The sequence below is a fragment of the Pedobacter sp. SG908 genome, assembly GCF_011759615.1.
Taxonomy (GTDB): domain Bacteria; phylum Bacteroidota; class Bacteroidia; order Sphingobacteriales; family Sphingobacteriaceae; genus Pedobacter; species Pedobacter riviphilus.
The window spans coordinates 3514974-3540394 of the sequence record NZ_JAAOYY010000001.1 but is presented as its reverse complement, the minus strand read 5'-3'; the positions used below and the strand labels follow the sequence as shown (position 1 = coordinate 3540394).

18 protein-coding genes are annotated in these 25421 nt (G+C 39.0%); 11 read left to right on the top strand and 7 right to left on the bottom strand.

Going from position 1 to position 25421, the window contains the following annotated elements:
• Positions 1-111: 111 nt before the first annotated feature.
• Together FHT21_RS14350 and FHT21_RS14345 are read left to right on the top strand one after the other, a co-directional pair.
• A complete protein-coding gene (locus FHT21_RS14350) occupies positions 112-2094 on the top strand; it encodes a heavy metal translocating P-type ATPase (RefSeq protein ID WP_167295319.1) in 1983 nt (660 codons plus the stop codon).
• Between the two features lie 255 nt (positions 2095-2349).
• Positions 2350-2985, top strand: coding sequence for a Uma2 family endonuclease (locus FHT21_RS14345; RefSeq protein WP_167295318.1), 636 nt, complete (start codon positions 2350-2352; stop codon positions 2983-2985).
• 1 nt (position 2986) lies between these two features.
• Here the strand turns inward: FHT21_RS14345 and FHT21_RS14340 are convergent, their stop codons facing one another.
• On the bottom strand, positions 2987-3469 hold the full coding sequence (locus tag FHT21_RS14340) for a DoxX family protein (RefSeq protein WP_208398922.1): 483 nt from the start codon (positions 3467-3469) through the stop codon (positions 2987-2989).
• A gap of 264 nt (positions 3470-3733) precedes the next feature.
• Between FHT21_RS14340 and FHT21_RS14335 the strand changes: the two genes are divergently transcribed.
• From FHT21_RS14335 to FHT21_RS14315, 5 genes are all read left to right on the top strand, one after another.
• Entirely contained in the window at positions 3734-6400 is a 2667-nt protein-coding gene (locus FHT21_RS14335) for a valine--tRNA ligase (protein WP_167295317.1), read from the top strand.
• A gap of 57 nt (positions 6401-6457) precedes the next feature.
• Positions 6458-7144, top strand: a complete 687-nt coding sequence (locus FHT21_RS14330; RefSeq protein WP_167295316.1) for a hypothetical protein — start codon at positions 6458-6460, stop codon at positions 7142-7144.
• Positions 7145-7482: 338 nt separating this feature from the next.
• The gene (locus FHT21_RS14325) at positions 7483-8838 is read left to right on the top strand and encodes a Gfo/Idh/MocA family oxidoreductase (protein ID WP_167295315.1); all 1356 of its coding nucleotides are present in this window, start codon (positions 7483-7485) and stop codon (positions 8836-8838) included.
• A gap of 49 nt (positions 8839-8887) precedes the next feature.
• Positions 8888-10252: a DUF1080 domain-containing protein gene (locus FHT21_RS14320; RefSeq protein ID WP_167295591.1), complete on the top strand. Its 1365-nt coding sequence runs from the start codon at positions 8888-8890 to the stop codon at positions 10250-10252.
• A gap of 313 nt (positions 10253-10565) precedes the next feature.
• Entirely contained in the window at positions 10566-11759 is a 1194-nt protein-coding gene (locus tag FHT21_RS14315; RefSeq protein WP_167295314.1) for a Gfo/Idh/MocA family oxidoreductase, read from the top strand.
• An 896-nt stretch (positions 11760-12655) separates the two neighbouring features.
• On the opposite strand, the gene FHT21_RS14310 is transcribed toward FHT21_RS14315, so the two are convergent.
• Positions 12656-13114 (bottom strand): type I restriction enzyme HsdR N-terminal domain-containing protein, encoded by a 459-nt coding sequence (locus FHT21_RS14310; RefSeq protein ID WP_167295590.1) that lies wholly within the window; start codon positions 13112-13114, stop codon positions 12656-12658.
• A 212-nt stretch (positions 13115-13326) separates the two neighbouring features.
• Between FHT21_RS14310 and holA the strand changes: the two genes are divergently transcribed.
• Positions 13327-14349, top strand: coding sequence for a DNA polymerase III subunit delta (gene holA / locus FHT21_RS14305; protein WP_167295313.1), 1023 nt, complete (start codon positions 13327-13329; stop codon positions 14347-14349).
• Between the two features lie 136 nt (positions 14350-14485).
• Entirely contained in the window at positions 14486-16744 is a 2259-nt protein-coding gene (locus FHT21_RS14300) for a glycoside hydrolase family 95-like protein (RefSeq protein ID WP_167295312.1), read from the top strand.
• Positions 16745-17028: 284 nt separating this feature from the next.
• Here FHT21_RS14300 and FHT21_RS14295 read toward each other — a convergent pair whose 3' ends face one another.
• Entirely contained in the window at positions 17029-18750 is a 1722-nt protein-coding gene (locus FHT21_RS14295) for a glycoside hydrolase domain-containing protein (protein ID WP_167295311.1), read from the bottom strand.
• A gap of 456 nt (positions 18751-19206) precedes the next feature.
• Here FHT21_RS14295 and FHT21_RS14290 point away from each other — a divergent pair, with 456 nt between their 5' ends.
• A complete protein-coding gene (locus FHT21_RS14290) occupies positions 19207-19812 on the top strand; it encodes a hypothetical protein (RefSeq protein WP_167295310.1) in 606 nt (201 codons plus the stop codon).
• Positions 19813-19819: 7 nt separating this feature from the next.
• Entirely contained in the window at positions 19820-21853 is a 2034-nt protein-coding gene (locus FHT21_RS14285) for a plastocyanin/azurin family copper-binding protein (RefSeq protein ID WP_167295309.1), read from the top strand.
• Between the two features lie 537 nt (positions 21854-22390).
• On the opposite strand, the gene FHT21_RS14280 is transcribed toward FHT21_RS14285, so the two are convergent.
• From FHT21_RS14280 to FHT21_RS14265, 4 genes are all read right to left on the bottom strand, one after another.
• On the bottom strand, positions 22391-23095 hold the full coding sequence (locus tag FHT21_RS14280; RefSeq protein WP_167295308.1) for a hypothetical protein: 705 nt from the start codon (positions 23093-23095) through the stop codon (positions 22391-22393).
• A 90-nt stretch (positions 23096-23185) separates the two neighbouring features.
• Entirely contained in the window at positions 23186-24082 is an 897-nt protein-coding gene (locus FHT21_RS14275; RefSeq protein ID WP_167295307.1) for a hypothetical protein, read from the bottom strand.
• A gap of 149 nt (positions 24083-24231) precedes the next feature.
• Complete coding sequence (locus FHT21_RS14270; protein ID WP_167295306.1) at positions 24232-24747, bottom strand: hypothetical protein; 516 nt, start codon at positions 24745-24747, stop codon at positions 24232-24234.
• Between the two features lie 47 nt (positions 24748-24794).
• Complete coding sequence (locus tag FHT21_RS14265; protein WP_167295305.1) at positions 24795-25418, bottom strand: hypothetical protein; 624 nt, start codon at positions 25416-25418, stop codon at positions 24795-24797.
• Positions 25419-25421 lie beyond the last annotated feature (3 nt).

The window sequence follows — 25421 nt, the reverse complement described above, 5'->3', positions numbered from 1 at the left end:
AATGATTCGGAATAAAGCGTTTTATTTTCCATAAATTTGAAAACGGTTATCTAAACCTGCGAGGTTTTATCGACAATAAATAAAAATGATGTTTAGCATACAATAGATATAATGAGCCACTCACACGATAAAGAAGATAGCTGTTGCAGCAGTAAAGTACATTCCGCCCCAAAACATAACCACGATCATTCGCACGAAGAAGGTGACGAGCACGACCACGATCATGGAGGAGATCCATCGGCCTTTCAAACTTATTTGCCTGCCATAGTAACATTGGCTATGTTACTTGTTGGAATTGCGTTTGATAATCTATTTAATGTTCCTGCATTTCAGATCATCCGGCCTTATTGGTATATAGTAGCTTATTTACCTGTGGGTATTCCGGTTTTACGTGAGGTTTGGGAAACTTTTAAAGCCAAAGATTTCTTTACCGAATTCTCTTTAATGTCTATCGCTACAATCGGTGCTTTCGCTATTGGCGAATATCCGGAGGGGGTAACGGTGATGCTTTTTTATACCATTGGCGAGTTGTTTCAAATGGCTGCGGTAAACCGGGCCAAAAGGAATATCAAAGCTTTGCTTGATGTCCGGGCAGATGTAGCACATGTATTCCGAAACGGAAAATACGAAGATGTTAATCCTGAAAAGGTAGAAATTGGCGAAACTATACAGGTAAAAGCTGGTGAGAAAATCCCTTTAGATGGAGAACTGATTAGTGATAAAAGCAGTTTTAATACTGCTGCTTTAACGGGCGAGAGCAAACCACGTACAATTAATAAAGGCGAATCGATTTTAGCGGGGATGCTTAATCTGGATAAGGTAATTGAAGTAAAAGTAACCAAGGCTTTTGCTGATAGCGCATTGTCGCGCATTTTGGAAATGGTTCAGAATGCCACTACGCGCAAAGCTAAAACCGAACTCTTTATTCGCAAGTTTGCGAAAATATATACACCAATTGTTTTCTTTTTAGCCCTCGCACTGGTTACTATTCCAATTTTGGTTTTAGGGAGCGAATATCATTTCCAAACCTGGTTGTACCGATCGCTGGTTTTTCTGGTTATATCTTGCCCGTGCGCGCTGGTAATTTCCATCCCATTGGGTTATTTTGGTGGCATTGGTGCCGCATCGGCAAATGGCATTCTTTTTAAAGGCTCTAACTTCCTCGATTTAATTACCAAGCTAAATACTGTTGTAATGGATAAAACAGGAACCTTGACAAAAGGCGTTTTTAAAGTTCAGCAAGTAGAAAGCAGTATCGATGAAGCAACGTTTTTGAATTTATTAACTGCCGTTGAAGCAAAATCTACCCATCCAATTGCGAAAGCCATTGTAGAATATGCAGGAGAGAAAGAAATTCATCCCGCTGAAAATATTGAGGAAATTGCTGGAATGGGCTTAAAGGGCATGGTAAATGGCAAAGCAGTTTTGGCAGGGAACACAAAGCTTTTAGAAAAATTTAATATTGCCTTTGATGCCAGGATTGCATCGATTGAAGAAAGTATCGTTGTCGTTGCTGTTGACCAGAAATACGTTGGCTATGTGCTAATTGCCGATGAAATAAAAGAAGATGCCGCCGAAGCCGTTAAGCAGCTTCATGAAAACGGAATAAAACAGGTTGTGATGCTGAGTGGTGATAAAACCTCAATTGTTAAAAAAGTAGCAACAGGTTTAGGTATTGATACTTACTTTGGCGATTTATTACCTGAAGATAAAGTTGCCAGGCTAGAAGAAATTAAAAGCGACAAAAGTAAGGTGGTGGCTTTTGTTGGCGACGGAATAAATGATACACCCGTGTTGGCCATTAGCGATATTGGTATTGCCATGGGCGCAATGGGAAGCGATGCTGCTATTGAAACCGCTGATGTGGTGATTCAAACCGATCAGCCTTCTAAAATTGCAACCGCGGTTAAAATAGGTAAGGCAACCAAAAAAGTTGTGATCCAGAATATCGTACTGGCATTTGCTGTAAAAGCGATCGTCTTAATTTTAGGAGCAGGAGGAATAGCAACCATGTGGGAAGCCGTTTTTGCCGATGTTGGTGTTGCACTTTTGGCCATTTTAAATGCGGTAAGAATACAGAAAATGAAGTTTTAACACGCAATTTGTATGTGGAGTCTATAATCGTTTACCATTAAGGCATTTAGATAATTAAGAAAATTACATAAAGCCTTAACCTTTCTTAACTTCTTCATGATGAAAAAGCAATGTAGATCCGTTTACCATTAAGAAGTTAAGGGCATTAATAAGATTAGGGTAAAACAGCCTTTGTCTTTACTAACCTGTTAATGGTAAGTAATATATGTTGAAAAACAGAAAGGCGGATTACTATAAAAATTAGTATATTCGTTTATGTCTAAACCTGTTCAATATCCAGTTTTAAATGATGATGAGCCCGTAAGGCAATTCAATGAACTTGATGCATCATTAACTTATAGCTACTCTAATTATTTAAACTGGCTTTTTCCTGAAAGAGTAGAACTGATTAAAGGTAAAATCTTTAAAATGAGTCCTGCGCCTTCAAGGGTGCATCAGGAAGTCGCTGGCAGTATCTTCTTAAATTTAGGCATTTTTCTAAAAGATAAACCCTGTAAAGTTTACTCTGCCCCGTTCGATGTCCGTTTTCCAAAAGGAAGTAAAGCTGATAAAGATGTATATACGGTATTGCAACCCGATATTTGTGTTGTCTGTGATAAAAGTAAATTAGATGCCCGCGGCTGTATCGGTGCGCCCGATCTTGTTATTGAAATTTTATCTCCCGGCAATACCAAAATGGAACTGCTTAATAAATATCGCGTTTATGAAGAATTCGGTGTTAAAGAATATTGGGTGGTTAGCCAAAGCGATCAAAGCATCCTCATTTACACCCTTAATGATTCGGGCAAATTTCAGCCCTCTAAAATATTTACCCGTAGCGAAAAAATCACTTCATCGGTATTACCAGGTTTTGAATTGGAATTAGATGATGTTTTTGACGATATCGATTAACTCATTTTTCCGTTTTTGATTTTTGAGCAGTATCATTTAAGTGAGCATTCAAAAACATAATTGCGGTTAGTACACATATAAGTACGAAGTTATACTCCATGCCGTTTCTTCCGCCTCCCACAACAAACCAGCCCTCTTTAAAGTGGACCATGATTATTCCCATAATCAATACAAAAATTGTTGCAAAATAGGCCAGCCGGATATATTTGTTCATGATTAAAAGCACTGCACAAACAATGTGTGAAAGTTTAATTGTCCAAGCTATTGCTACTCCAAAGGGTGCAAATCCATTTTTATTCAGGTAAAAATTGCCAAAATCGTTAATTCCGCCATCAAACATGCCTAGTATGCTGTGCGATAATAAAATGATAGCGATTGATATTCTTAGTATGGCATAACCAATTTTTAAATTTTTAGCGTTCATTGTAGTTTGAGTGTTTTTTGCTAAAATACAATTATCTATTAAATCATATTTATAGCGCACGATTTAAGGTTGCATAGCCAATGTTTCTAAACCTTTATTACCTAGATACTGATTGTAGTGAGCGCAGGCCCGATTCTTCATCGGGAGAAGTAAAACGAAAAGCAGGACTCACTTTAAAATGGAATGCTGCACCCACTTTCCAAAAAATAAACACAACATAGGCATAGAGAATATTAAAACGCCTTGATTTTGCTTGAGTCTTTCGGCTTACTCTGCTTTGGTCTTTCAGCTTAATTAGCTATTTTTGGACTTTTAATATCATTCATGAGCATATCCACCAAGTACAGTCCTGCAGAAACAGAAGATAAATGGTATAGCTATTGGCTATCGAAGAAATTTTTCCACTCCGAACCCGATGAACGCGAACCTTACACCATTGTAATTCCGCCGCCAAACGTCACAGGTGTACTACACATGGGGCATATGCTCAACAATACCATTCAGGATGTATTGATCCGTAAAGCCCGCATGCAAGGTAAAAACGCATGCTGGGTGCCAGGAACAGACCATGCCTCTATTGCTACCGAAGCAAAGGTTGTGGCCATGTTAAAAGAGCAGGGTATCAATAAAAAAGACCTTTCGCGCGAAGAGTTTTTGAAATATGCCTGGGAGTGGAAAGAGAAATACGGCGGTATTATTTTAGACCAGTTAAAGAAATTAGGCGCAAGCTGCGATTGGGACCGTACCCGTTTCACCATGGAGGAGGATCTTTCTGAAGCGGTTATCGATTCGTTTATCCACTTATATAAAAAAGGGTGGATTTACCGTGGTATCCGTATGGTAAACTGGGATCCGGCTGGTAAAACTGCCGTTTCTGATGAAGAAGTAATCCGTAAGGAAGTAAACCAAAAACTATATTACATTAAATACCTGATTTCGGGAACAAAAGACGAGTTTTTAACAATAGCTACAACGCGTCCGGAAACGATTATGGCCGATGCAGCAATCTGTATCAATCCGAATGACGAACGTTTTACACATTTAAAAGGTAAAAAGGTTTTTGTGCCTTTGGTTAATCATGAAATTCCGGTTATTGAAGATGAATATGTTGATATTGAGTTTGGTACAGGTTGTTTAAAAGTTACGCCGGCGCACGATCTGAATGATTATGAGCTTGGTGTTAAGCACAATTTACCAGTTACCGATATCTTAAACGATGATGGAACTTTAAATGAATTAGCGGTTATTTTAGTAGGCGAAGACAGGTTTGTTGCCCGTAAAAAAATTGCCAAAATGTTGGAAGAAGCCGGGCATTTAGACAAAGTTGAAGATTATAAATCGCAGATTGGTTTTTCTGAACGTACCGATGCCGCTATCGAACCAAAACTTTCGATGCAGTGGTTTGTAAAGATGAAAGAAATGGCGCAGCCTGCTTTGGATGATGTGCTAAATGGAGAGGTAAACCTGATTCCAAATAAATTTGAAAACACCTACCGCCACTGGATGGAAAATGTTCGCGATTGGAACATTAGTCGTCAGTTATGGTGGGGGCAAAGAATTCCGGCCTGGTATGATGATAAAGGAAATTGGGTGGTTGCCAAAACCAAAGATGAAGCGTTAGAAGAATTCTGGAAGAAAAAACATTTGGATGAAAGCTGTTCAGAAGCTGAAAAAGCTGGATTCAAACATCAATTAGAGCCATTTTTAAGGCAAGATGATGATGTGATGGATACCTGGTTTTCATCATGGTTATGGCCAATTTCGGTTTTCGATGGATTTAAAAATCCTGAAAATAAAGACATCAATTATTATTACCCAACCAATGATCTGGTTACCGCGCCTGAAATTTTATTCTTCTGGGTGGCCCGTATGATTATGGCCGGGCATGAGTTTATGGGCAAAAAGCCATTTACGAATGTATACTTAACAGGTATTGTGCGCGATAAATTAGGTCGTAAAATGTCTAAATCGTTGGGTAACTCACCTGATCCGATTGGATTGATCGAAAAATATGGTGCCGATGCGGTACGCGTGGGGATGTTAATGTCGTCACCGGCGGGCAACGATTTAATGTTCGATGAAAGCTACTGTGAACAGGGACGTAATTTCGCCAGCAAAATATGGAATGCTTTCCGTTTGGTAAAAGGATGGGAAGTTGACGAAAACCTCGCAAACCCGAATATCCAGGCCATATCGTGGTTCGAAAACCGCTTTAACGAAGCTTTGGTAGAAATTGAAGCCAACTTTAAGCAATATCGCCTATCAGAAGCATTAATGATCACTTATAAATTGGTTTGGGATGATTTCTGTGCCTGGTATTTAGAGATGGTTAAGCCGGCTTACCAACAACCGATTGATGCAGAGAGTTATAAAGCAACGATTGCTTTCTTCGAAAATATCATCAAATTATTGCACCCGAATATGCCTTTCATTACCGAAGAGTTATGGCATGATGATTTGTTTGCCGACCGTGGCGAAATGGATTGTTGTATTGTAGCCGAATTTCCGAAAGGTGGCGCTTTTGATGAGCAACTACTGAAAGATGCGGAGGTAATTAAAACCGTGGTAGCTGAAATTAGAAACGTACGGAACCAGAAGCAGATTTCTCCTAAAGAAGCGTTACCTTTAAGTATCAAAATAAACTCTGATCTCGATTATGAAAAATGGTTAAACATTGTTTTCAAATTAGCCAATGTATCAGAGGCCGAAATTGTAAACGATAAAATTGTTGGTGCAACTGCTTTTATGGCCGGTAAAGATGAATTCTTTATTCCACTCACAGAAAACATTGATATAGAAGCAGAACGCGAACGCTTAAATGCCGATTTAGTATATTTACAAGGCTTTTTAAAGTCGGTTGATGCTAAATTGAGTAACGAACGCTTTGTACAGAATGCAAAACCAGAAATTATTGCAAACGAACGGAATAAAAAAGCCGATGCTGAAGCTAAAATTAAAATTATTGAAGAAAGCCTAGCGGTTTTAGGATAATATACCCTGATAGATCTATAAGGTTCTAAGAGCCTTGTAGGTCTTTAATTAAAAAATATGATGCGCTCCCTAAATTTATTATACATCTTTTTCTGCCTGTTATTATTGGTTGTTTCCTGTAAAAAAGAAAGCGATAAGGAAAAAGAGCTGAAATATCCAATTTCCTTAAATTATAAATCTTATAGTAGGGGGAAAATGCGAATGTGGACCAAAGACGGTGAAGTTTTGGACCAACAAAAAATTAACTCATTTGTTGGGAATAGTTTTGATAATATTTTCAATGCATATTTTCATCAGGTAAATTTCAAAAGTGCTGATTCTGCCGAAATACGATTTCCTGCTGCTTTATTTGGTTTGTGGACTTATAAAGTTTTAGACACGGCAAATATTGAGTTTAAAGGAGATGTTCAACTTTTTAGTAACACTTTTTTTGGGAATCAAGAAACTTTAGATCGGTCTTTTTTGATTTATAAAACAAACAGCTCTGTTCAGGGGGTTAGAATAATTCCTCAGCCTACATTGATGCCTCCAGTTATTTATCGAACAAATATGGGATTCAAAGCTGTCGGAAACCGAAAAAAACTTTCAATACCAGGTTATCTTTATAGAATACGTCTTTACAGTAGAGGAGTTGGACGAGGCGGTGGGCACATGTTCGGTGAATTTAATGAAAACTTTTTGAAAGAATTGTTAGATAGGGATACGCTGGTAATTCAAGTAACCAACAATAATTGGGTTCTGTAAAAAAAAATAATTAACCTACAAGGTATATTCAGTCCATTAGAAATTTAGTTTCTAATGGCTTTTTTATTTAATAGTCGAATAAAATTATTTGATTAAGAATAAATTATTTCAAACGTTTTCCTAGATCTCCATAAAAATATGCTATTGCCGTAAATACAGGCCTCTTGGCTGTTTATTTTAAGGTTAATATGATTATAAGCCATTGTTTTATTATAAAGTTTCAAAAATATTACTTGCGAATATTTAAGGTTTGTTTTTATTAACCATAATTTAGGTTTTATTAAAATGGTTTGTTTAATAGCGAACTAGTTAACCGATAATCTAACCTAATATCCCAAATGGAAAATTCCAGAAGAAAATTTATTAAGCAATCGGCAATATTTGCTGCAGCAACCTATGCAGGTACCATGGGCATGAGCGCCAAAAGTTATGGACGCATCATCGGTGCAAATGATAGGGTACGCGTTGGTGTTGTTGGGTTTTCTGATCGTTTTAAAGATACGCTTTTGCCTTGTTTTTTGAACCACAACAAGGAGCTGAATTTCGATATTGTTGGCCTTTCTGATTTATGGAATTACCGCAGAGATTTAGGAATTGCCCATTTAAAAGAAAAATTTGGTCATGATATTAAAGCCTGTCGCAACAATGATGAGCTTTATGCAACTAAAGATCTTGATGCCGTAATTATCAGCACCGCCGATTTTCAGCATGCACTTCACACCATAGAGGCCGTAAAAGCCAGTTGCGATGCCTATGTAGAAAAGCCTTTTGCCGAAACTATGGACGATGCCAAAGCAGCATTTAAAGCCGTTAAAGCAAGCAAACAGATTGTACAGATTGGTTCGCAAAGAAGAAGTGGTGAGAATTATATCAATGCAGCAAAATTTATACAGGACGGAAAATTCGGACCGATCACCGCTGTAGATCTGGTATGGAATGTAAACCAGCCAGGCCGGTGGCGCAGACCAGATTTAGTGGCTAAATTAAAAGAAGAAGATATTGATTGGAAACGTTTCTTATTGAATCGCCCGGTTGAAGCCTTCGATCCGAGAAAATATTTGGAGTACAGGTTGTTCTGGCCTTATTCGTCGGGAATGCCAGGGCAGTGGATGTCGCACCAGATTGATACGGTGCATTGGTTTACCAATTTAAAACATCCGCGAAGTGTAGTGGCAAACGGAGGTATTTACACCTGGAAAGATGGCCGTAGAAACTGGGATTCGATGGTAGCCGTATTCGATTATGGCCAACCAGATACTACCGATGGCTTTCAGGTTACTTTTACTTCAAGAATGCAGAATAGTGTGGGCGATGTAGGCGAGGTTTATTATTCGAACGGTGGCGAGCTAAATTTAATTACCAATAAAGTATCGCCAAAAGGTGGCTTAAAGGAAAAAGAGGCCGCAGCGATGGGCTTAAAAGCCAATCTTTTGCCTGAGTTTGATTTAAGTAAAACCGAAATTAAAGCGGCTACAGGAGCCAATATGGGCGGGGATGCCTTAACTTCTGGCCATATGCGCAACTGGATGGAATGTGTGCGTAGCCGTAAAACACCTAATGCGCCTGTTGAAGCGGGTTATTCGCACTCTATTGCCAATATCATGACCAATGCTGCAGTACACACGGGTGCGAAAGCAGTTTTCGATGAAGGTAAACAGGAAGTAATGGCAAATGGAAAAGTATTTAAATATTAAAACAGAAATATCGTCATTGCAAGGAAGAATGGCGGCAAGAAAAAAAATCATGTTAAATTTAAAAAAATATAGTATTCTAGCGCTTTCGCTAATCAGCTTATCAGCTGCTGCTCAAAAAACAAAACCATTATTTGACGGTAAAACACTTACCGGTTGGAAAGCCGTTGCAGGTGCTGCTCCTTACAAGGTTGAAGATGGAATGATTGTGGGAACAATGACCAAAGGCACACCAAATTCATTCTTAATAACCGAAAAAGAATATGGCGATTTCATTTTAGAACTGGATGTGAAACTAGAAGGCGAAACCACCAACTCGGGCGTGCAAACACGTAGTCATATTAAACCAGAAGGAAACAATGGCAAAGGATTGGTTTTTGGCAGGCAGATGGAAATAGACCCTACACCGCGGGCTTGGACTGGTGGCATTTACGACGAAGCCAGAAGATTGTGGCTTTATCCTTTAGAGCTTAATCCATCTGCAAAACCATTGTATAAAAAGAATGAGTTTAACCACTACAAAATTGAATGTATTGGTAACGAAACCAAAACCTGGGTAAATGGAACACCTGTTGCCTACGTAATCGATACTTTAGATAAATCTGGGTTTATTGGCTTACAGGTTCACGGTATTGGCAATAACCTCGAGAACGATGGTAAGAGGGTTTATTTCAAAAATATTAACATCCAAACAGAAGGGTTAAAAGCCAAGGCTTTTCCAAAAGGAATTTATACGGTTAATTTAACTCCGAATACTTTATCTGCCTACGAAAAATCGGAAGGTTATAAACTATTGTTCGATGGCAAAAGCAATGCAGGTTGGGTTGGTGCTTATAAAACTACTTTCCCTGCCAAAGGATGGAAAATTGCCGATGGCGTAATCAGCGTTGAACCATCTGGAGGTGCTGAATCGACCAACGGTGGCGATATTGTAACCAAAGATGAATATGCTGCTTTTGATTTATCGTTCGAATTTAAGCTTACCCCTGGAGCCAATAGCGGTGTAAAATATTTTGTTACCTTAAGCGAAAAAAATACGGGTTCTGCCATCGGACTTGAGTATCAGGTTTTAGATGACGTATTACATCCGGATGCAAAATTAGGCAGAGATGGAAACCGTACTTTAGCATCTTTATATGATTTAATAACTTCGAAAAAAGAAGCCCGTTACCTGCGTCCAATCGGCAGTTGGAACAATGGCCGTGTGGTGGTGTACCCAAATAACAAAGTGGAACACTATTTAAATGGGGTTAAAGTGTTAGAATATACACGTGGCTCTGAAGAGTTTAAAAAATTGGTTGCCATCAGCAAGTATAAAGATTGGAAAAACTTTGGTGAAGCACCAAAAGGACATATCCTATTGCAGGACCATGGAAATAAGGTGGATTTTAGGACCATTAAAATCAAAAAATTATAAGTGTAAGTTTTTATTGGTTTGAAAACGCACGTGAGTTTAATATGGCAGCCTTCAGTCCCGCTTTCGCTTATAGTCCTCGCTACGCTGTGGGCTATTTAGCTCAATCGGGTTTATCATTAGCGTTTGTGCTGTGAAACAAACCCATAAGCACTGAAAGTAATTAAATAGCCCCGACATACGCGAAAATACTTTTTGTTGCATTTTCGTTAATATTGCAGATGCGGCAACAAAAAGATTGCAGCATTGGCGGGACTAGCCCTTAATAATAGCAGGAGTTGCGCGCTTCAATAACTAATATTTTAATCATTATACCATGCATCGTCGATCTTTTGTAAAACATACCACTTTGTTAGGCTCTGGTTTACTTTTGGGTAACCAAGGCTTTGCTAATTTAGTGGCTGATGAAATTATTAACGTAGCCATGATTGGTTGTGGCGATCGCGGCAAAGGCGTTTTGTCGGTAATTAAATCAATGCCAGCAAAGTATAAAATTAAAGCTTACTGCGATTTACTCGATTTTAGGCTTAAGGAAACCGAAAAGTATGTTCCTGCTGATGCAAAGGCCATAAAAGATTACCACAAAGTTTTGGACGATAAAACCATTCATGCGGTTTTTATTGCCACACCATTAAGCGAGCATTTCAGAATTGCAAAAGATGCGGTACTGGCTGGTAAACATGTGTACGTAGAAAAAACCATGACTTATAATATTGACCAGGCGCTCGAACTTAAAAAACTGGTAAAACAATATCCTAATCAGGTTTTTCAGGTGGGATATCAATACCGTTATTCGCCCCTATATTTTAAGGTGAAAGACATGGTACAAAGTGGTTATTTGGGTAAGGTTAGCCAGATCGATTGCCGTTGGGACCGTAATGGTAATTGGCGCAGGGCGGTGCCAGATCCGGCTTTAGAGCGTAAAATCAACTGGCGCATGTATAAGGAATATTCTGGCGGATTAGCTGCCGAACTTTTATCGCACCAGATTGACTTTATCAATTGGGCCTTCGAAACGCAACCTGATGAAATTATGGGATCGGGTGGGATAGATGTGTTTAAAGACGGACGCGAAACTTATGATAATATTCAGGCCATTTTGCGTTATAACGAAAAAGGAATGATTGGCAACTTTGGGGCTACTTGCGGCAATGCGCATGATGGATATTTGTTTAAAATAAAAGGTACAAAAGGTTCGGTCTCTTTGCTTACCAATACCGGGTTATTTTATCCCGAAGAAAGTGCTAAAAAAGAATTAGGTATTGTTGATGGGGTAACTGGAGCTACAAAAATTGTGGTAAATAAAGATGGGGGCATCCCGATTTTAGATAAACCCACTATAGATGGTACAAATTATGCCTTAGATGAGTTTTATAAATCGATAACAACCAAGAAAGAACCCGCATCGAATATCAATACCGGAACCCAGGCGGCCATATGTGTAGCCATGTGTAACGAAGCCATTTATAGCGGGAATAAACAGATTTGGAAATCTGAGTATAGTGTTTAGGTAATATTCTATTTTGTCATTCTGAACGACGGAAGAACCCGGAGGCTCTGCGAAGCAAATCTTTCCTATTGGTTGGTGTCTCACCGACCAAGAAGATAATTATGCTACTTTCATTTTATTTTGGAAAGCAATTGTAGTGGATCTTTTTAACCTTTGTCCTGCTTTCTGCTCCAATCTTTTTTGCCCTTCGACTACGCTCAGGATGACAAAAAAGGATTTTCGCGTCAATCAGGTTTAGAATCTGAGGGCTTTTGCTGCTATTGAAGATTGCATAGCATGATTCAGAAAAAGCGCTATTCTTGCTCCTTCCAACCTTTGATCGTTTTGCTGGCTGTGCAACCTAAACCCGATCAAAGCGAGATGCTCCCGATTTAAGCACTGTATATTTTGTTTTTTTATGGTGAGCTTGCTTGTTTCACAGGTTTCATCGGAGCAGAAGCGGGAGCGGGACTGAACCAACCTAAGCACTTCTGTACCTGATTTTCAGAAAAGAACTCAAATTATTCAATAAAGATCTTTCACTACGTTCAGGATAACAAAATATGCGATTAATTATTTTCCTATTGGTTGGTGTCTCACCGACCAAGAAGAGCATTATCCTAATTTCGTTTTGAGGATGCCGATTAAGTTTCGGTCGGTGGGACACCAACCGATAGATGAATCGCATGATTCAGAAAAAAGATGTTATTCTTGCTCCATGCAACCCCTAATGGTTTTGCTGGCTGTGCCACCTAAACCCGATCAAAGCGGGATGCCAATTTCTTCAATTGGCAGAAGCGGGAGCGGGGCTGGATAAACCTAAACGCTACTATTTCTGCTTTCCAGAAAAAACTTAGAATCATTTTGTAAAGTTGTGATTGTCTTCGTTCCTCAGTAATGAAGAAACTATGTACATCCTATAATCCAAAATATTCAGGCATTTCCTGTACGAAGTTAAACTTCCCTTTCTCCAGGTCCATCTTGGCATAAACATGCTGCAAACCATTGGTTAACACAATCCATTTCGCCTGGTGTATCGAATTATACCGCGATGCCTGTTCGAAAACCGATTGTGTAATCTTTACCTTGGGTGCCTTACATTCAATTAACATCAGTTTTTCGCCAGCCGTATTGTAAACCAAAATATCGCTCCTTTTTTGCAATTGGTTTAACACCAAACCACCTTCAATCTGGATCAATGTACGTGGGAATTTTTTTTCCAAAATCAGGTTTTGTATAAAATGCTGGCGCACCCATTCTTCAGGCGTAAGTACCAGATGTTTCTTCCTGATCTCATCGAAAATAAAAACTACATTATCCTTTTGGGTAATTTTAAATGGATAGGGCGGCAGGTTAAGCGGGGTAGGGTTAAATATTTCAGTTTTCAATTTATAGTTGGCAGTTTTCAGTTAGCAGCTTTCCATTAGCGCTAACAGGCAACAATAAAACAATTATTACGGCTTCAAAGTTAGTTAATTTTGATTACGTCCGGAAGTTTCCTGCTAATGTCTCACAGCTCAAATCTAACGTCCCTTAATTTATAAACATTTATCCAAATCCTTAAACCTAAATCGTAATTTTACGGGCAATGACTGCTGCCGAAATTATTAAAGATATTAAAGCCCGAAAATTCAAACCTGTGTATTTGCTGCACGGCGAAGAATCTTACTATATCGATCAAGTAACAGATTATATTGAAGATAAATTGCTGAATGATGCCGAAAAAGGCTTCAACCAGACAGTTTTATATGGCAAAGATACCGATATGGCAACGGTTTTGGGTGCTGCAAAGCGATACCCAATGATGTCTGATTACCAGGTAGTAATTGTTAAAGAGGCACAGGATTTAAAGTGGGGCAAAGAAGATGCGAGCAGCAAAGAGGGCGAATTTGTGCTCAATTATTTTGAAAAGCCTTTACCGAGTACCATATTGGTTTTGGCCTTTAAGTATGCGAACTTCGATAAACGAAAAAAAATCTATAAGGCCATTAGTAAAAGTGGGTTGATTTTTCAGTCAGATCCTGTTCGCGATTATAAACTGGTACCCTGGATCGAAGAATTTATTAAAGATAAAGGTTACAAGATCGATCAGCAGGCATCGGCTTTAATGGCCGAATATTTAGGAACCGACCTTTCTAAAATTGCCAATGAGATCGAAAAATTAATGCTCAATGTTCCAAAAGAAGTAACCATTAATACCGATCTGGTTCAGAAAAACATAGGCATTAGTAAAGAATATAACGTTTTCGAATTGCAAAAGGCGCTGGCCATCCGCGATGTGCTGAAATGCAATAAAATTATCAATTACTTCGCCAGCAACCCTAAAGCCAATCCAACAGTAATGGTTTTGGCCAATTTAGGAGGTTACTTTACTAAACTTCTAAAATACCATTATATCCCAAACAAGGCCGATGCCGCATCAGCTTTGGGCGTGCCTCCATTCTTTATTAAAGATTATGAGGTAGCAGCAAGAAATTACAACACCGGAAAAGTTTTTCAGGTGATCGGGTTACTCCGCGAATACGATTTAAAAAGCAAAGGTTTAGATAGTACCGGAAATGTTGATGATGGAGAACTCTTAAAGGAACTCGTTTTCAAAATTGTACACTAGTCTTTTTTTTGCAATTGCCTGTTTTATATTACCCATCAAACGTTTGCGCAAATTTTAGCGGTTTTATTGTAATTTAATATCATTATTTTAGAAATTGATATAACACCACACGTGCTAACCATTTCTAAACAAACAAATGAAAACTAAAATTACAATTGTTTTATTCCTCCTGTGCTTTTCTGTCACAAGCTTTGCACAATCATTAAAACCATATAATCTTTCTTTTCCTAAACTCGCTAACAGGTGGGATGAAGCCATGCCTCTTGGGAATGGTATGTTAGGCGTTTTAATCTGGGAGAAGAACAATAAACTCCGCCTTTCATTAGATCGTGCAGATCTGTGGGATGAACGTAAAGCGCTGGATATCACAAAGCTTAATTTTAAGTGGGTAGAAGAGCAGGTTCACCAAAATAATTACGCAGCCGTTCAAAAAATAGGCGATGAACCTTATGATAACAGTCCGTATCCAACCAAATTGCCTGCCGCGGCAATGGAATTTGATATTGCGAAGCTAGGTAAAGTATTGTCGAACGAATTGGATATTGAAACGGCCTTAAATACCGTAAAATTCGAAAATGGTACTGTTTTTAACTGTTACATCCATGCGGAGCAGCAACGGGGATATTTTAGTTTCGAAAATCTTAAATCTACGGCAATCATACCTAATTTGATTGTGCATAATTATGCCAATAATTTGATAGAAAAAGGCGATAACAGCCATGCAGGAGAAGGTTTGCAGAAACTGGGCTATGAAAAAGGAACAGTTGCCACTACTATAAATAGTATCCGTTACCGTCAGCCTACTTACGAAGGTCATTATTATGAGGTGTTGGTTCAATGGAAAACAATGGCGAATGGCAATGTAATCGGCTCCTGGACTATTAGTAATGATAAAGCTGCAAAATTACCCGTCATTTCTTCAACTGCGAAAGAGGCTACTGGCTGGGATTCTCATATCAAATGGTGGAAGGATTTCTGGAATAAATCGAATATCTCTGTTCCCGATCAGCTAATTCAAAAACAATACTATTTAGAAATGTACAAGTTAGGGTGTGTAGCCAGAAAAGGTGCGCCAGCCATAACTTTACAAGCCGTTTGGACAGCCGATAATGGTAGCTTACCACCCTGGAAAGGCGATTTTCATAACGATTTGAATACCCAATTGAGTTATTGGCCAACGTACACCGCTAACCACCTTGCAGAGGGGAGCACTTTTACCGATTGGCTATGGAAGATCAAAGAAAAGAACCTTGATTATACCAAACAATATTTTGGTGTTAATGGCTTAAATGTACCAGGTGTGGTTACCTTAAATGGCGATCCGATGGGTGGATGGATCCAGTATTCACTTTCGCCAACTGTAAGCGCATGGACCTCGCAACATTTTTATTGGCAGTGGAAATATAGCATGGATAAAAGGTTTCTTAAAACCAGGGCTTATCCATACATCTGCGAAGCAGCAACCTATCTGGAGAACATTACAAGATTGAAGGATGGCAAACGTTCACTGCCTTTAAGCTCTAGTCCTGAGTATAACGATAACAGCATAAAAGCTTGGTTTTTAAACTGGACCAACTATGATTTATCGTTAGCTAAATTCTTATTTAAAGCCGCAGCCGAAGTAAGCATGGCAAAGGGTAAAATAGACGAAAGTAAACATTGGGCAGAAGTACTAAAGCAATTACCGGATTATGAAATAAATGAAACTGGTTTTACCATTGCAGCCGGATCTAATTTAACGGGCTCCCATAGGCATTTTTCGCAATATATGGCCATATATCCGCTCGATTTATTAGATGTTAACCGCGCGCAAGATAAAACCATTATTGATAATTCGTTAAAACGCTTAGAAGAAATAGGTACAAGGGAATGGTGTGGTTATTCTTTTAGCTGGATGGCTTCTATATACGCAAGGGCTTACCAGGCCGATAAGGCCGTAAAACAATTAGAAATTTTTGCTTCAAATTTTTGCTCTGCAAATAGTTTTCACTTAAACGGCGATCAAAAAGGAGGGCAGTACTCTGGCTTTACCTACCGTCCGTTTACCTTAGAGGGCAATTTTGCCTTTGCACAAGGCGTTCAGGAGCTTTTATTACAGAGTAGAAATGGTTACATACAGGCGTTTCCGGCTGTACCACAAAGCTGGAAAGATGTTGCTTTTAATAACCTGCGTGCAGAAGGCGCCTTTTTAGTAAGTGGAAATAAAGAAAACGGTATGCCAACAAAGATAACCGTATATGCAGAAAGAAAGGGTTTACTTAGAATTAAACTGCCTTTTAAAACCTATGTGGTAAGAGATTTACCAATTGAAAGCATAAAAATGAGCGATGATGGAATTGTTGAAGTAAACCTAAAAAAACAACAGACTATTGTTTTTGAAAACGGTTACGAATAATGAGATGAAGCTGTATCATACACAAGTTTCTCTAAATTTTGCTCCGTTGAGCCCAGCTTGTACTGCGCTCAACGGAGTATAGAGGCGTATAAAAAGTATTAAGGCAGGCCCTTCGACAGGCGATCAATGATAGATTTCAGAAAACAGGCGTTATTCGGCTGAAGCGAAACGGAGAAATCTTTTAACATAATTCTGATTGATTGGTATGCAAAAGACATGATTGCAAAACTTTAAATTTTCATCATAATATGCACGCCGATAATCTAATCTGTAAACTTATTCCATTAGTCATTTAACAGGTCTTTTACTTTTTTCAACATTTCATCTGCAGAAGTGGTTGCCAATAACTTAATGTCGAAAGTTGCCAATGCACTATTGAGTGCATTAAGTTGTTTTGTGTTTTTATTGGCTGCATACTGAGCTTTCAACAGCGAAATTTTTTCAAAATCCTGTGCGCCTTCAATTAACTTTTCAAACCTCACTGAACTTAACGGACCAGGGTAAATCTGATAGGTGTCGCCAGCTGGCCAAGCAGTAAAACGACTGTCAACCAGTGGATTTTTTGTCCAACTGTTATAAGCCCATCTTACATATCCATCGAGGGTTTTATTTGCCGAGTACCAGCCCATCCAAACTTGTTCTGCTGGAGAAGAGAAGGTGAATGCATTTGGATAGGGTTCAGTGCAGCAAGTATACCAGGTACTAATTTTGCCTTGTTGCTGGCGCTTTTGCAGTACCTCAGCAGGGAAATCCCATTTAGAAGCGATACAATAGTTATCAATATCGCCTTCTATCTCACCATGATAATCACCTGCAAGAGCTATTTTCCAATCTTTATCTGTTTCTTTCAGTAATTTTATAACCGCCTTCATGGCTTCCATGGGCCTTTCGTCCATGGCGATATAAGTTTTGGAGAACCATCCTTTTTGTTTTAAATGCGCCGTGAAATCAACCAACATGGTCTTCCAAAAACGATTATAAGCTTCAGATCCAATCGCATCTTTAAGCACAGCTTCTTGCCCAAGATTTTCATCATAATAGGTGAACGCAATTTTCCAGGGCACCATGCTATAGCAGTTTATACGATCTGTAATTCCACATTCCATTACAAAAGCGATGTATTTATCAAATAAGCTATAATCGTATTTCCAGCTACCATCCTTTTTTTTGGTCCATTTAACCAAACTCGGATAGTCGTCGAATGTTTGATGACCCCAAGGTTCGTTTACAATACTGGCTGTTATTGTTTTTTGCCCTGCATTGGCCAGCATTTGGTAGTATTCTTTCATTAATGCGAAATGTTCGGCACTCCAGGTTTGAACCTTGTGTACCCGCGCAATGGCTTGCGGGTGTTGCCAAAGATCTAAATCGTACTTCCATTTGCTGGTAGGGGGTAGCGTTCTGTCTAATACCTGAACAGTAATTTGTAATTCCTGTTCTTTATTGCCAATAACTTTAATCTGGCCAGAATAGCTACCTGCTTTAGCGTTTGCCGGCACTTTTATGCTTAACCAAAGGGGCTGCGTATTATTTTTTAGCAGGCTTATGGCTGCGGTTTTAGTATCTATAATGTCGGCTACGTAAGAAGAATCGAAATCTTTTGCTTTTCTGTAACCACAACCGCCTTTAAATTCATCAGTAATTACATATTTTAAAAAACCGCTGCTAATGTTTTCTTTTTTTAACACATTTCCTTGTGCATCTTTTAGGTCAGAAACCTGTATTTTGATTGATTTTGATGCTTCACCGCTCCACAATAATACCTGGGTGTTTATCTTTTCTCCTTTCCATGCTTTTGTTGTCCATGCTTTCTGTACTGTTATTTCAGGAGGAGCTTCTTTCGCATAACGGATATTTGAAGAGGCAAAACTAACCTGTAAGCCAGGATTAATTTTACTCCAGTCGATATTGGTATTAGGCTTGTTTTGGGCCTCGGTGGTTAAATAAAAACCTAAGAAACAGAGTAAGAATAGATATTTCATCCCCCAAATTAGTAATTTGATCATTAAAATAATACGATTTAATGAGTGCCTATTTACGCAAACGTTTGTTGTTGTGTAACGAAATAGATAGATAGATAAGAGCTTGGGCTATGCCCTAACCAAAATGTAAAAAACAGATAGCTAGTGATTGAGGCATAACCTGTGCGCAATATAAAAGGTTTTAATGTTCTTGCTTATGCTACCGTTTGCATTTAAGTTTAATATTCTGAAAATTAGTTGTTTGCAAGGTTTATTAATAATTGTTGTGCCGGAATTTTTGTAAACTGATATGCTAATGATATATTTGTTATGCAACCGATTGTTTTGTTGCGCCTTAACCAAATGAAAATTATGATTTATAAGCGAATGATGTGCTGCTTGATGCTTCTTATCTGCTGTGCAGCCTATTCTAGGGCCCAAAACACTAGCCCTTACGTCATCAATGTAACGAACAAACCCTATTTACTGCGAAGCTTCCTGATGTTTGAAGGAAAAAAACGTACCCATGTAATTTCTGTAGGTACACCCGAAAAAGTAAACTATGCTTACGATTTAAAGCAGGGTGCCTTGCTTGAGGTATGGCGTGGAGATTTTATGGACGTGAAAGAAATGTGGCAGGATAGGGGAGAACCTCAGCTCGCCAAACCTTTAGGTAGCGTTTTACCACTTTCTGCAGCACCTGCCCTTGCTGTGCTGGCTGATAAAGAGGCCGCATGGCCTGATTCTATTGCTTTTGACGACCTTCAAAACAAGGGTTATGTATTAGATAAAAGCAAAATGCCAACATTTTTATATGAGGCTAATGGTGCCGATGTAACCGATAAAATAACCGTTTTAAGTGATGGTACCGCATTAAGCCGCACCATCAGCATCAGCAATAGCAAGCAGCCGCTTTATTGTCGTATTGCTGCCGCATCAACCATCGAAGCACATAAAAACAATACTTACATTGTTGGCGATAAGGCTTATACCCTAAAAGTTGCGGATGGCACAAAAGCTTTTATCAGGAAAACCCAGAAGGGCAAAGAGCTGCTGGTACTGCTGGCGAATGCCACCGATTCGTTAACCTATTCGCTAACCTGGTAATCAAGACATGAAAAAATCAACATACTTATTGTCTCTTTTGTTACTGGGCAGTGGACTGGTAACCGTAAAAGCACAAACACAAGCACAAACAGAGAAACAGATTTATCCCATAGTAACCGTTCCCATCCCAAAAGAAATCGCACTCGAAGTTGGTGGAATGACCTTTTTACCTAATGATGAGCTGGCCGTAGCTACCCGCAAAGGTGAAGTGTGGATTATTACTAACCCGTACATGAAAGGTGGGCAACAACCTAAATACCGCTTGTTTGCACATGGGATGCACGAAATATTGGGCTTGAATTACATCAAGGGAGACCTTTACCTTACCCAGCGCGCCGAGATTACACGCCTGCGCGATCTGGATGGCGATGGCGAAGCCGATGAATACCGTACCATGTACTCGTGGCCATTATCGGGCAATTACCACGAATATGCGTATGGACCTATATTGGATAAAGATGGCAACATGGTGGTTACGCTTAACGTAGGCTGGATTGGTTATGGCGCCAGTTTATCTAAATGGCACGGTTGGATGCTCAAATTCACCCCCGATTTTAAGTTAAAACCTTTTGCAACCGGTTTCCGCTCGCCTGCAGCAATGGCGCTAAATAGCGACGGTGAAATATTTTATGCCGAAAACCAGGGCGACTGGGTAGGCTCGGGCAGCATTACCCACGTAGCGGAAGGCGATTTTGTAGGTAATCCTGCCGGCCTGGTATGGGCAGGTGAGCCAGGTTCTCCGGTTAAACTGCGTAAAAATGATATTCCCGATACCGGCGAGCCCGAATTCGAAGTAGCCAAAAGGGTTCCGGGATTAAAAACCCCATCGGTGTGGATTCCGCATTCGATTATGGGCAACTCTACATCAGGTATCCTCAATTATACCGATAATGGCAACATGGGACCATTTAAAGGGCAGCTTTTTGTAGGCGATCAATCGCAGAGTAACATCAACAGGGTGTTTTTAGAGAAAGTTAAAGGTGTATACCAGGGCGTGGTTTTCCCTTTCCGCCGTGGATTTTCTTCCGGTATCCTCCGGATGAACTGGGGCTCCGATGGCAGTATGCTGGTGGGCATGACTTCAAGAGGATGGTCATCTACAGGCAAAGCCGAATACGGGCTACAACGTTTAACCTGGTCGGGTATTGTGCCATTTGAAGTGCAAACGGTAAAGGCCCAGCCCGATGGTTTTGAGCTCGAGTTTACCATGCCGGTTGATGAAAAAACCGCCCGGGATGCCGGTGCTTATCAACTATCTACTTTTACCTATAAATATCACCACATTTACGGCAGTCCGGTGATCAATAAATCGGCGCGCAGCATTAAAGCCATTGTTGTTTCTCCTGATCATAAACGGGTGCGGTTAGTGTTGGATAGCTTAAAAGAAGGTTACATCCACGAAATTAAAATGGAAGGATTACTTGCCGAGAACGACAAGATCCCTTTGTTGCACAATTATGGATATTATACTCTAAACAAAATCCCCGATGGAGAAAAGTTGGCATTAACTGCTGAAAATAAACCCACAGGCAACGCGCCGGCCGAACACCATATGGAGGGCATGGATCATCACCAAATGGGCAATATGCCAGCTGCCGGAGGCTCAGTTAAAGGGAATACCGATGTTACAAAACATGTTACCCAACAACCAGAAAACTGGACTAAAGGACCTGATAAAACGATTGTGTTAGGAACTAAGCCAGGTTTAAAATTCGATTTGACCAGCATTACCTTAAAGGCAGGTACTAAAGTAAAACTAACTTTTAAGAATGTTGACGATATGTTGCACAATTTTGTGTTTACCACACCAGGATCGGGCAATGCGGTAGGAGAAATGGCCCTGAAAATGGGTCTTGATGGCGAAAAGTATGATTTTGTTCCTAGCACACCTAAGGTGCTGGCTTACACGTCATTATTGCAGCCTGGAAAATCAGATACGATTTATTTTACAGTACCTAAAACACCGGGTGTATATCCTTTTATTTGTACCTATCCGGGCCATTACATGGTGATGAAAGGACAGATTAAAGTGATAAAATAACATCACCGCTCTACAGCAAAAAAAAGCAGATTGAATGATTTAATCATTTAATCTGCTTTTTTTATTTCTTGAATTACCACCTTGACCGTATGATAAGGATTAATTAGGGAGCCCAAGTCATCAAGCCCGCTAGCCTTTTGCGCTAGGTTCCTCAATAAATCGTCATTGCGAGAAGGCTTTTTCAGCCGACGAAGCAATCTTTATAATAAGGATTACGAATGTAATTCCATACTGCAAGAAAGATTGCTTCGTCGTTTCTCCTCGCAATGACGACTTTTTTGGAGTCTGCTATTGATAACATAATCGAAGGAATTTATTTGCGATTTATTAAGTCTATGAAGTCTTTGGCTACGCTTAGACTAAATGTAGCACTCAACTAACAACATTGTGATCACTCCGTTCTGTCCGTAGAGTTAAGCATAGCGTCTCTACGGATACAAGAATAAAATTGAGTTTAAAACTCAACTAAAACGAGTCACAGACTCTTATCTATTATTAATCCGTAGAGCCCTTCGGAACTCTACGGACAGACACGATTTAAGCGCTTAATCTGCTTTTTTTATACTCATTAATTATGATCCACTTCACTTCGTGATCATTGCTGTGTTTAAGCTTTTCAGATCCACAAATGCCACAAGTCGAGACTGCATATCTAAAAGGTCTTTTTAATTGGAACTTATTCCTAGTAACCGGAATATTAAGCTTTTTGCATCGCTGACAATAACACTGGTTTCTAAATTCTTGTGGAATTTTTAAATCTTCCATCAAGGCAAAAATCCTAAACTCTTCAAAGATAAATTCGTTTGCATTTTCCGTAGTTAGCCCGGAATGATATATCGTTTTATTCTCGTACTTCAGGTACTCCAGATCTTCGTTTATTTCGTAAAAGGCTAAGTATTTGCTGTCGTATCCGCTTGCTGAAACTATTCTATTCATTTGCTGAAATGCATATTCAATGCTAATCTTTTTCTCAATGGCTCTATTGGCAATCGCCTGTCCATATTTTTCAAGCAATTGCTCTTCAGTTTTTTCAACACTGAGTTTGAGGTCTGCAATACTTTTCCAAAAATAATGTTCTCTTTCTTCTGTCGAATCAAAGTCTAAGCCCGCAAGAATAAATAAATTTTCGTTTTCGTAACCCAATTCTAAAACACTAACCGCCCAGCTTACCAGTTTTTTACTGTCAAATTGAGATAAGGCTTTATCTGCTAAAACTTCCAGGGTTAGTTCGTCGATCGTCATTTAAGAAGGTTAAGACTAATTACGTTTTTCTTTGAATAGATTGTAATCAAAAGTTAGCTTGACCAACTATTATTTCAAAGCTTTTTAATATCAAGGTCGAACATTAACAAAATTATCCAAGCCGATTCCGCTACCAAATTCACTTACAGTCTTTCCTAATTTTAATGCGTTAAATTTCTTTTTAATTTTACCAGAACCGGTATTTCTGAAGACTTTTAGATTTGGAATTTCATGTGGATAGTCCTCAAACTCATCTGCAAATTCATCAAGAACCGTATCATAAGCAATTAGGCCGGTTTCTTCTATCGTTCTAAAAAGCTTTTTGTATTGTTTTTTTACGATTAAAAAATCAACTGGGGGAAGTATTATCGAGATATGTGTAGGCCAAACACATGCAGTATATAATTGCCCGTCTTCTTTACTCTTTAGCAAAAAATAGCCTGCAACAAATAAATCTTCTGTTAAACTATTTTGAATGCTATCTCTTTGAAACTGAAACTGCCACAAATAGCCTGATTTTTCAGCAGATAGGTATTCGAAATTTAAATTGGCAAAGTGATCCAGCGTCACTCCGTCATTGTGTCTGATCCATTCATCCTGAATATATCCGGCAGGGAATTTTTTTGGGTAGTTTGGTTCCGTCGCGTCTTGTAAATCCAAAACAAAGAGGTCAAGGTCGCTTATAAATTTTTCAATTACAGGGAATATTTCATAAGCGAAAAATCTCGGCCTGAAAAAGTTAATGCTGCAACTGAAGTTCAGATTTTGATAATCTGCAAAATGATCAAAGATCTCAACGCTTTCCTGATCGTCTTCTGGTGTATTCCAGTCAATAAGAAAATAAACCCCTGTTTCTGGGTTCTCGTAGTGCCATTGCCGCTCATGATCGCTAATGTTATAGGCGAGGTTTTTAGTCAGGTATGCAGCTACTTGTTCTTCTGTTAATGGGCTATCTTTTCGTTTGTAGAAGTATAGGTCGAAGCTCATAATGATATGCTTAGGTTTTAGGGCATCGCAGTGAGGTATTATTCCAAATTGCAAAGCAAGGTATCATAATAAAATCTATATTTTAATTTTTTGTTAAAGCCTACTAGCTTAAGTCGTTAATTTACTTATGGGTGTTAGCTAAAGTTTACTTACCATTCTCTCCATTCACTGGCCAAACCTTCACCTTCACCATATTTAGCTGGGTTAAGGCCACAAGCAATGGTTATTTTGTTTGTTAGGTTACACAGATCTTCCCTTTCGCCTGTTTCAATTAAGCTATCTATTTCTTCATTCAGTTGATTGGTTTTAAGAATGGCTGTTTTAAACAATTGCTTTTTTTGTTCTTCGCCTGCATTTACTCCAATTTCGATAAGCGATGAGATTAAGTCGTCAAAAACTTTTTTTACTTTGTTACAGTTTTCGGTTGTATACTGCGTTAAGCCATTATTATAATTTTGTCTCCATCGGTCAAACGGGTAAAATGCTTTTGTCGCTAAAAGTTTATTCTTATAATCAATATTCTCTGGCTCGTTATCGGGCCGATTGGTATTATCCTTTTTGCCAAATAGCTTGTTAAAGAACCCCATATGATCGTTATTTCTTTTGGTCGGTGAGCAACCATAACAAGTTAAACTCACCATGATTAATATGATGATTATTCTCATAGAATTAAAACCTGCGATCATGACATTACTCATTTTTCCATTTACCTTTACCATAACTTCCACCAGGGTTTAGTATTGCCAGCCGTTTCTTGCTGCTTTGCTTTATATTGTTTGAGTTCATTTTTCATTTCGTCGTTATATGCCAATTGTTTAACGGTATAGGTAAGTTTATTTTTACCTTCTAAATCGATTCCCAAACGGCTTGCGAGGTTTAAAATATCGTCGGTAAAGATACCCACGTTAATGTTTAGACCGTTTTCCTGTGCTAAAGGGGAGCCTAAATTGTCAATGATCTCTCCACCAGAAACAAAGAAATGCCTTTTGATGGTATCGTGATATACTGTAAAACCAAATGAGTTGGAAGTAGTCTGGATCAGGAAGGTGATCATTTCGGTATCCAGTACTTTTGATAACTGTAATAAAGCCATCTCATCTATGGTATCTACCATTTCAGGGTCGTTAATCATGGTCCAGCCGTTATCTGTCCATATTCCCCTGATTGCGGTATCGTTATTGGCAAACTCAACATAATTGTCGTATAGATAATTGTTGAATTTCTCCCAATTGTTAAACTGTGTATCTTGCGCAGTATCCAGGTATTTGAAAGTGGCAAAGATTTCGCCTGCGCTGTCGAAGAAATTGCCTTTAATGGCAATGAAGCTATTGGTCATGTG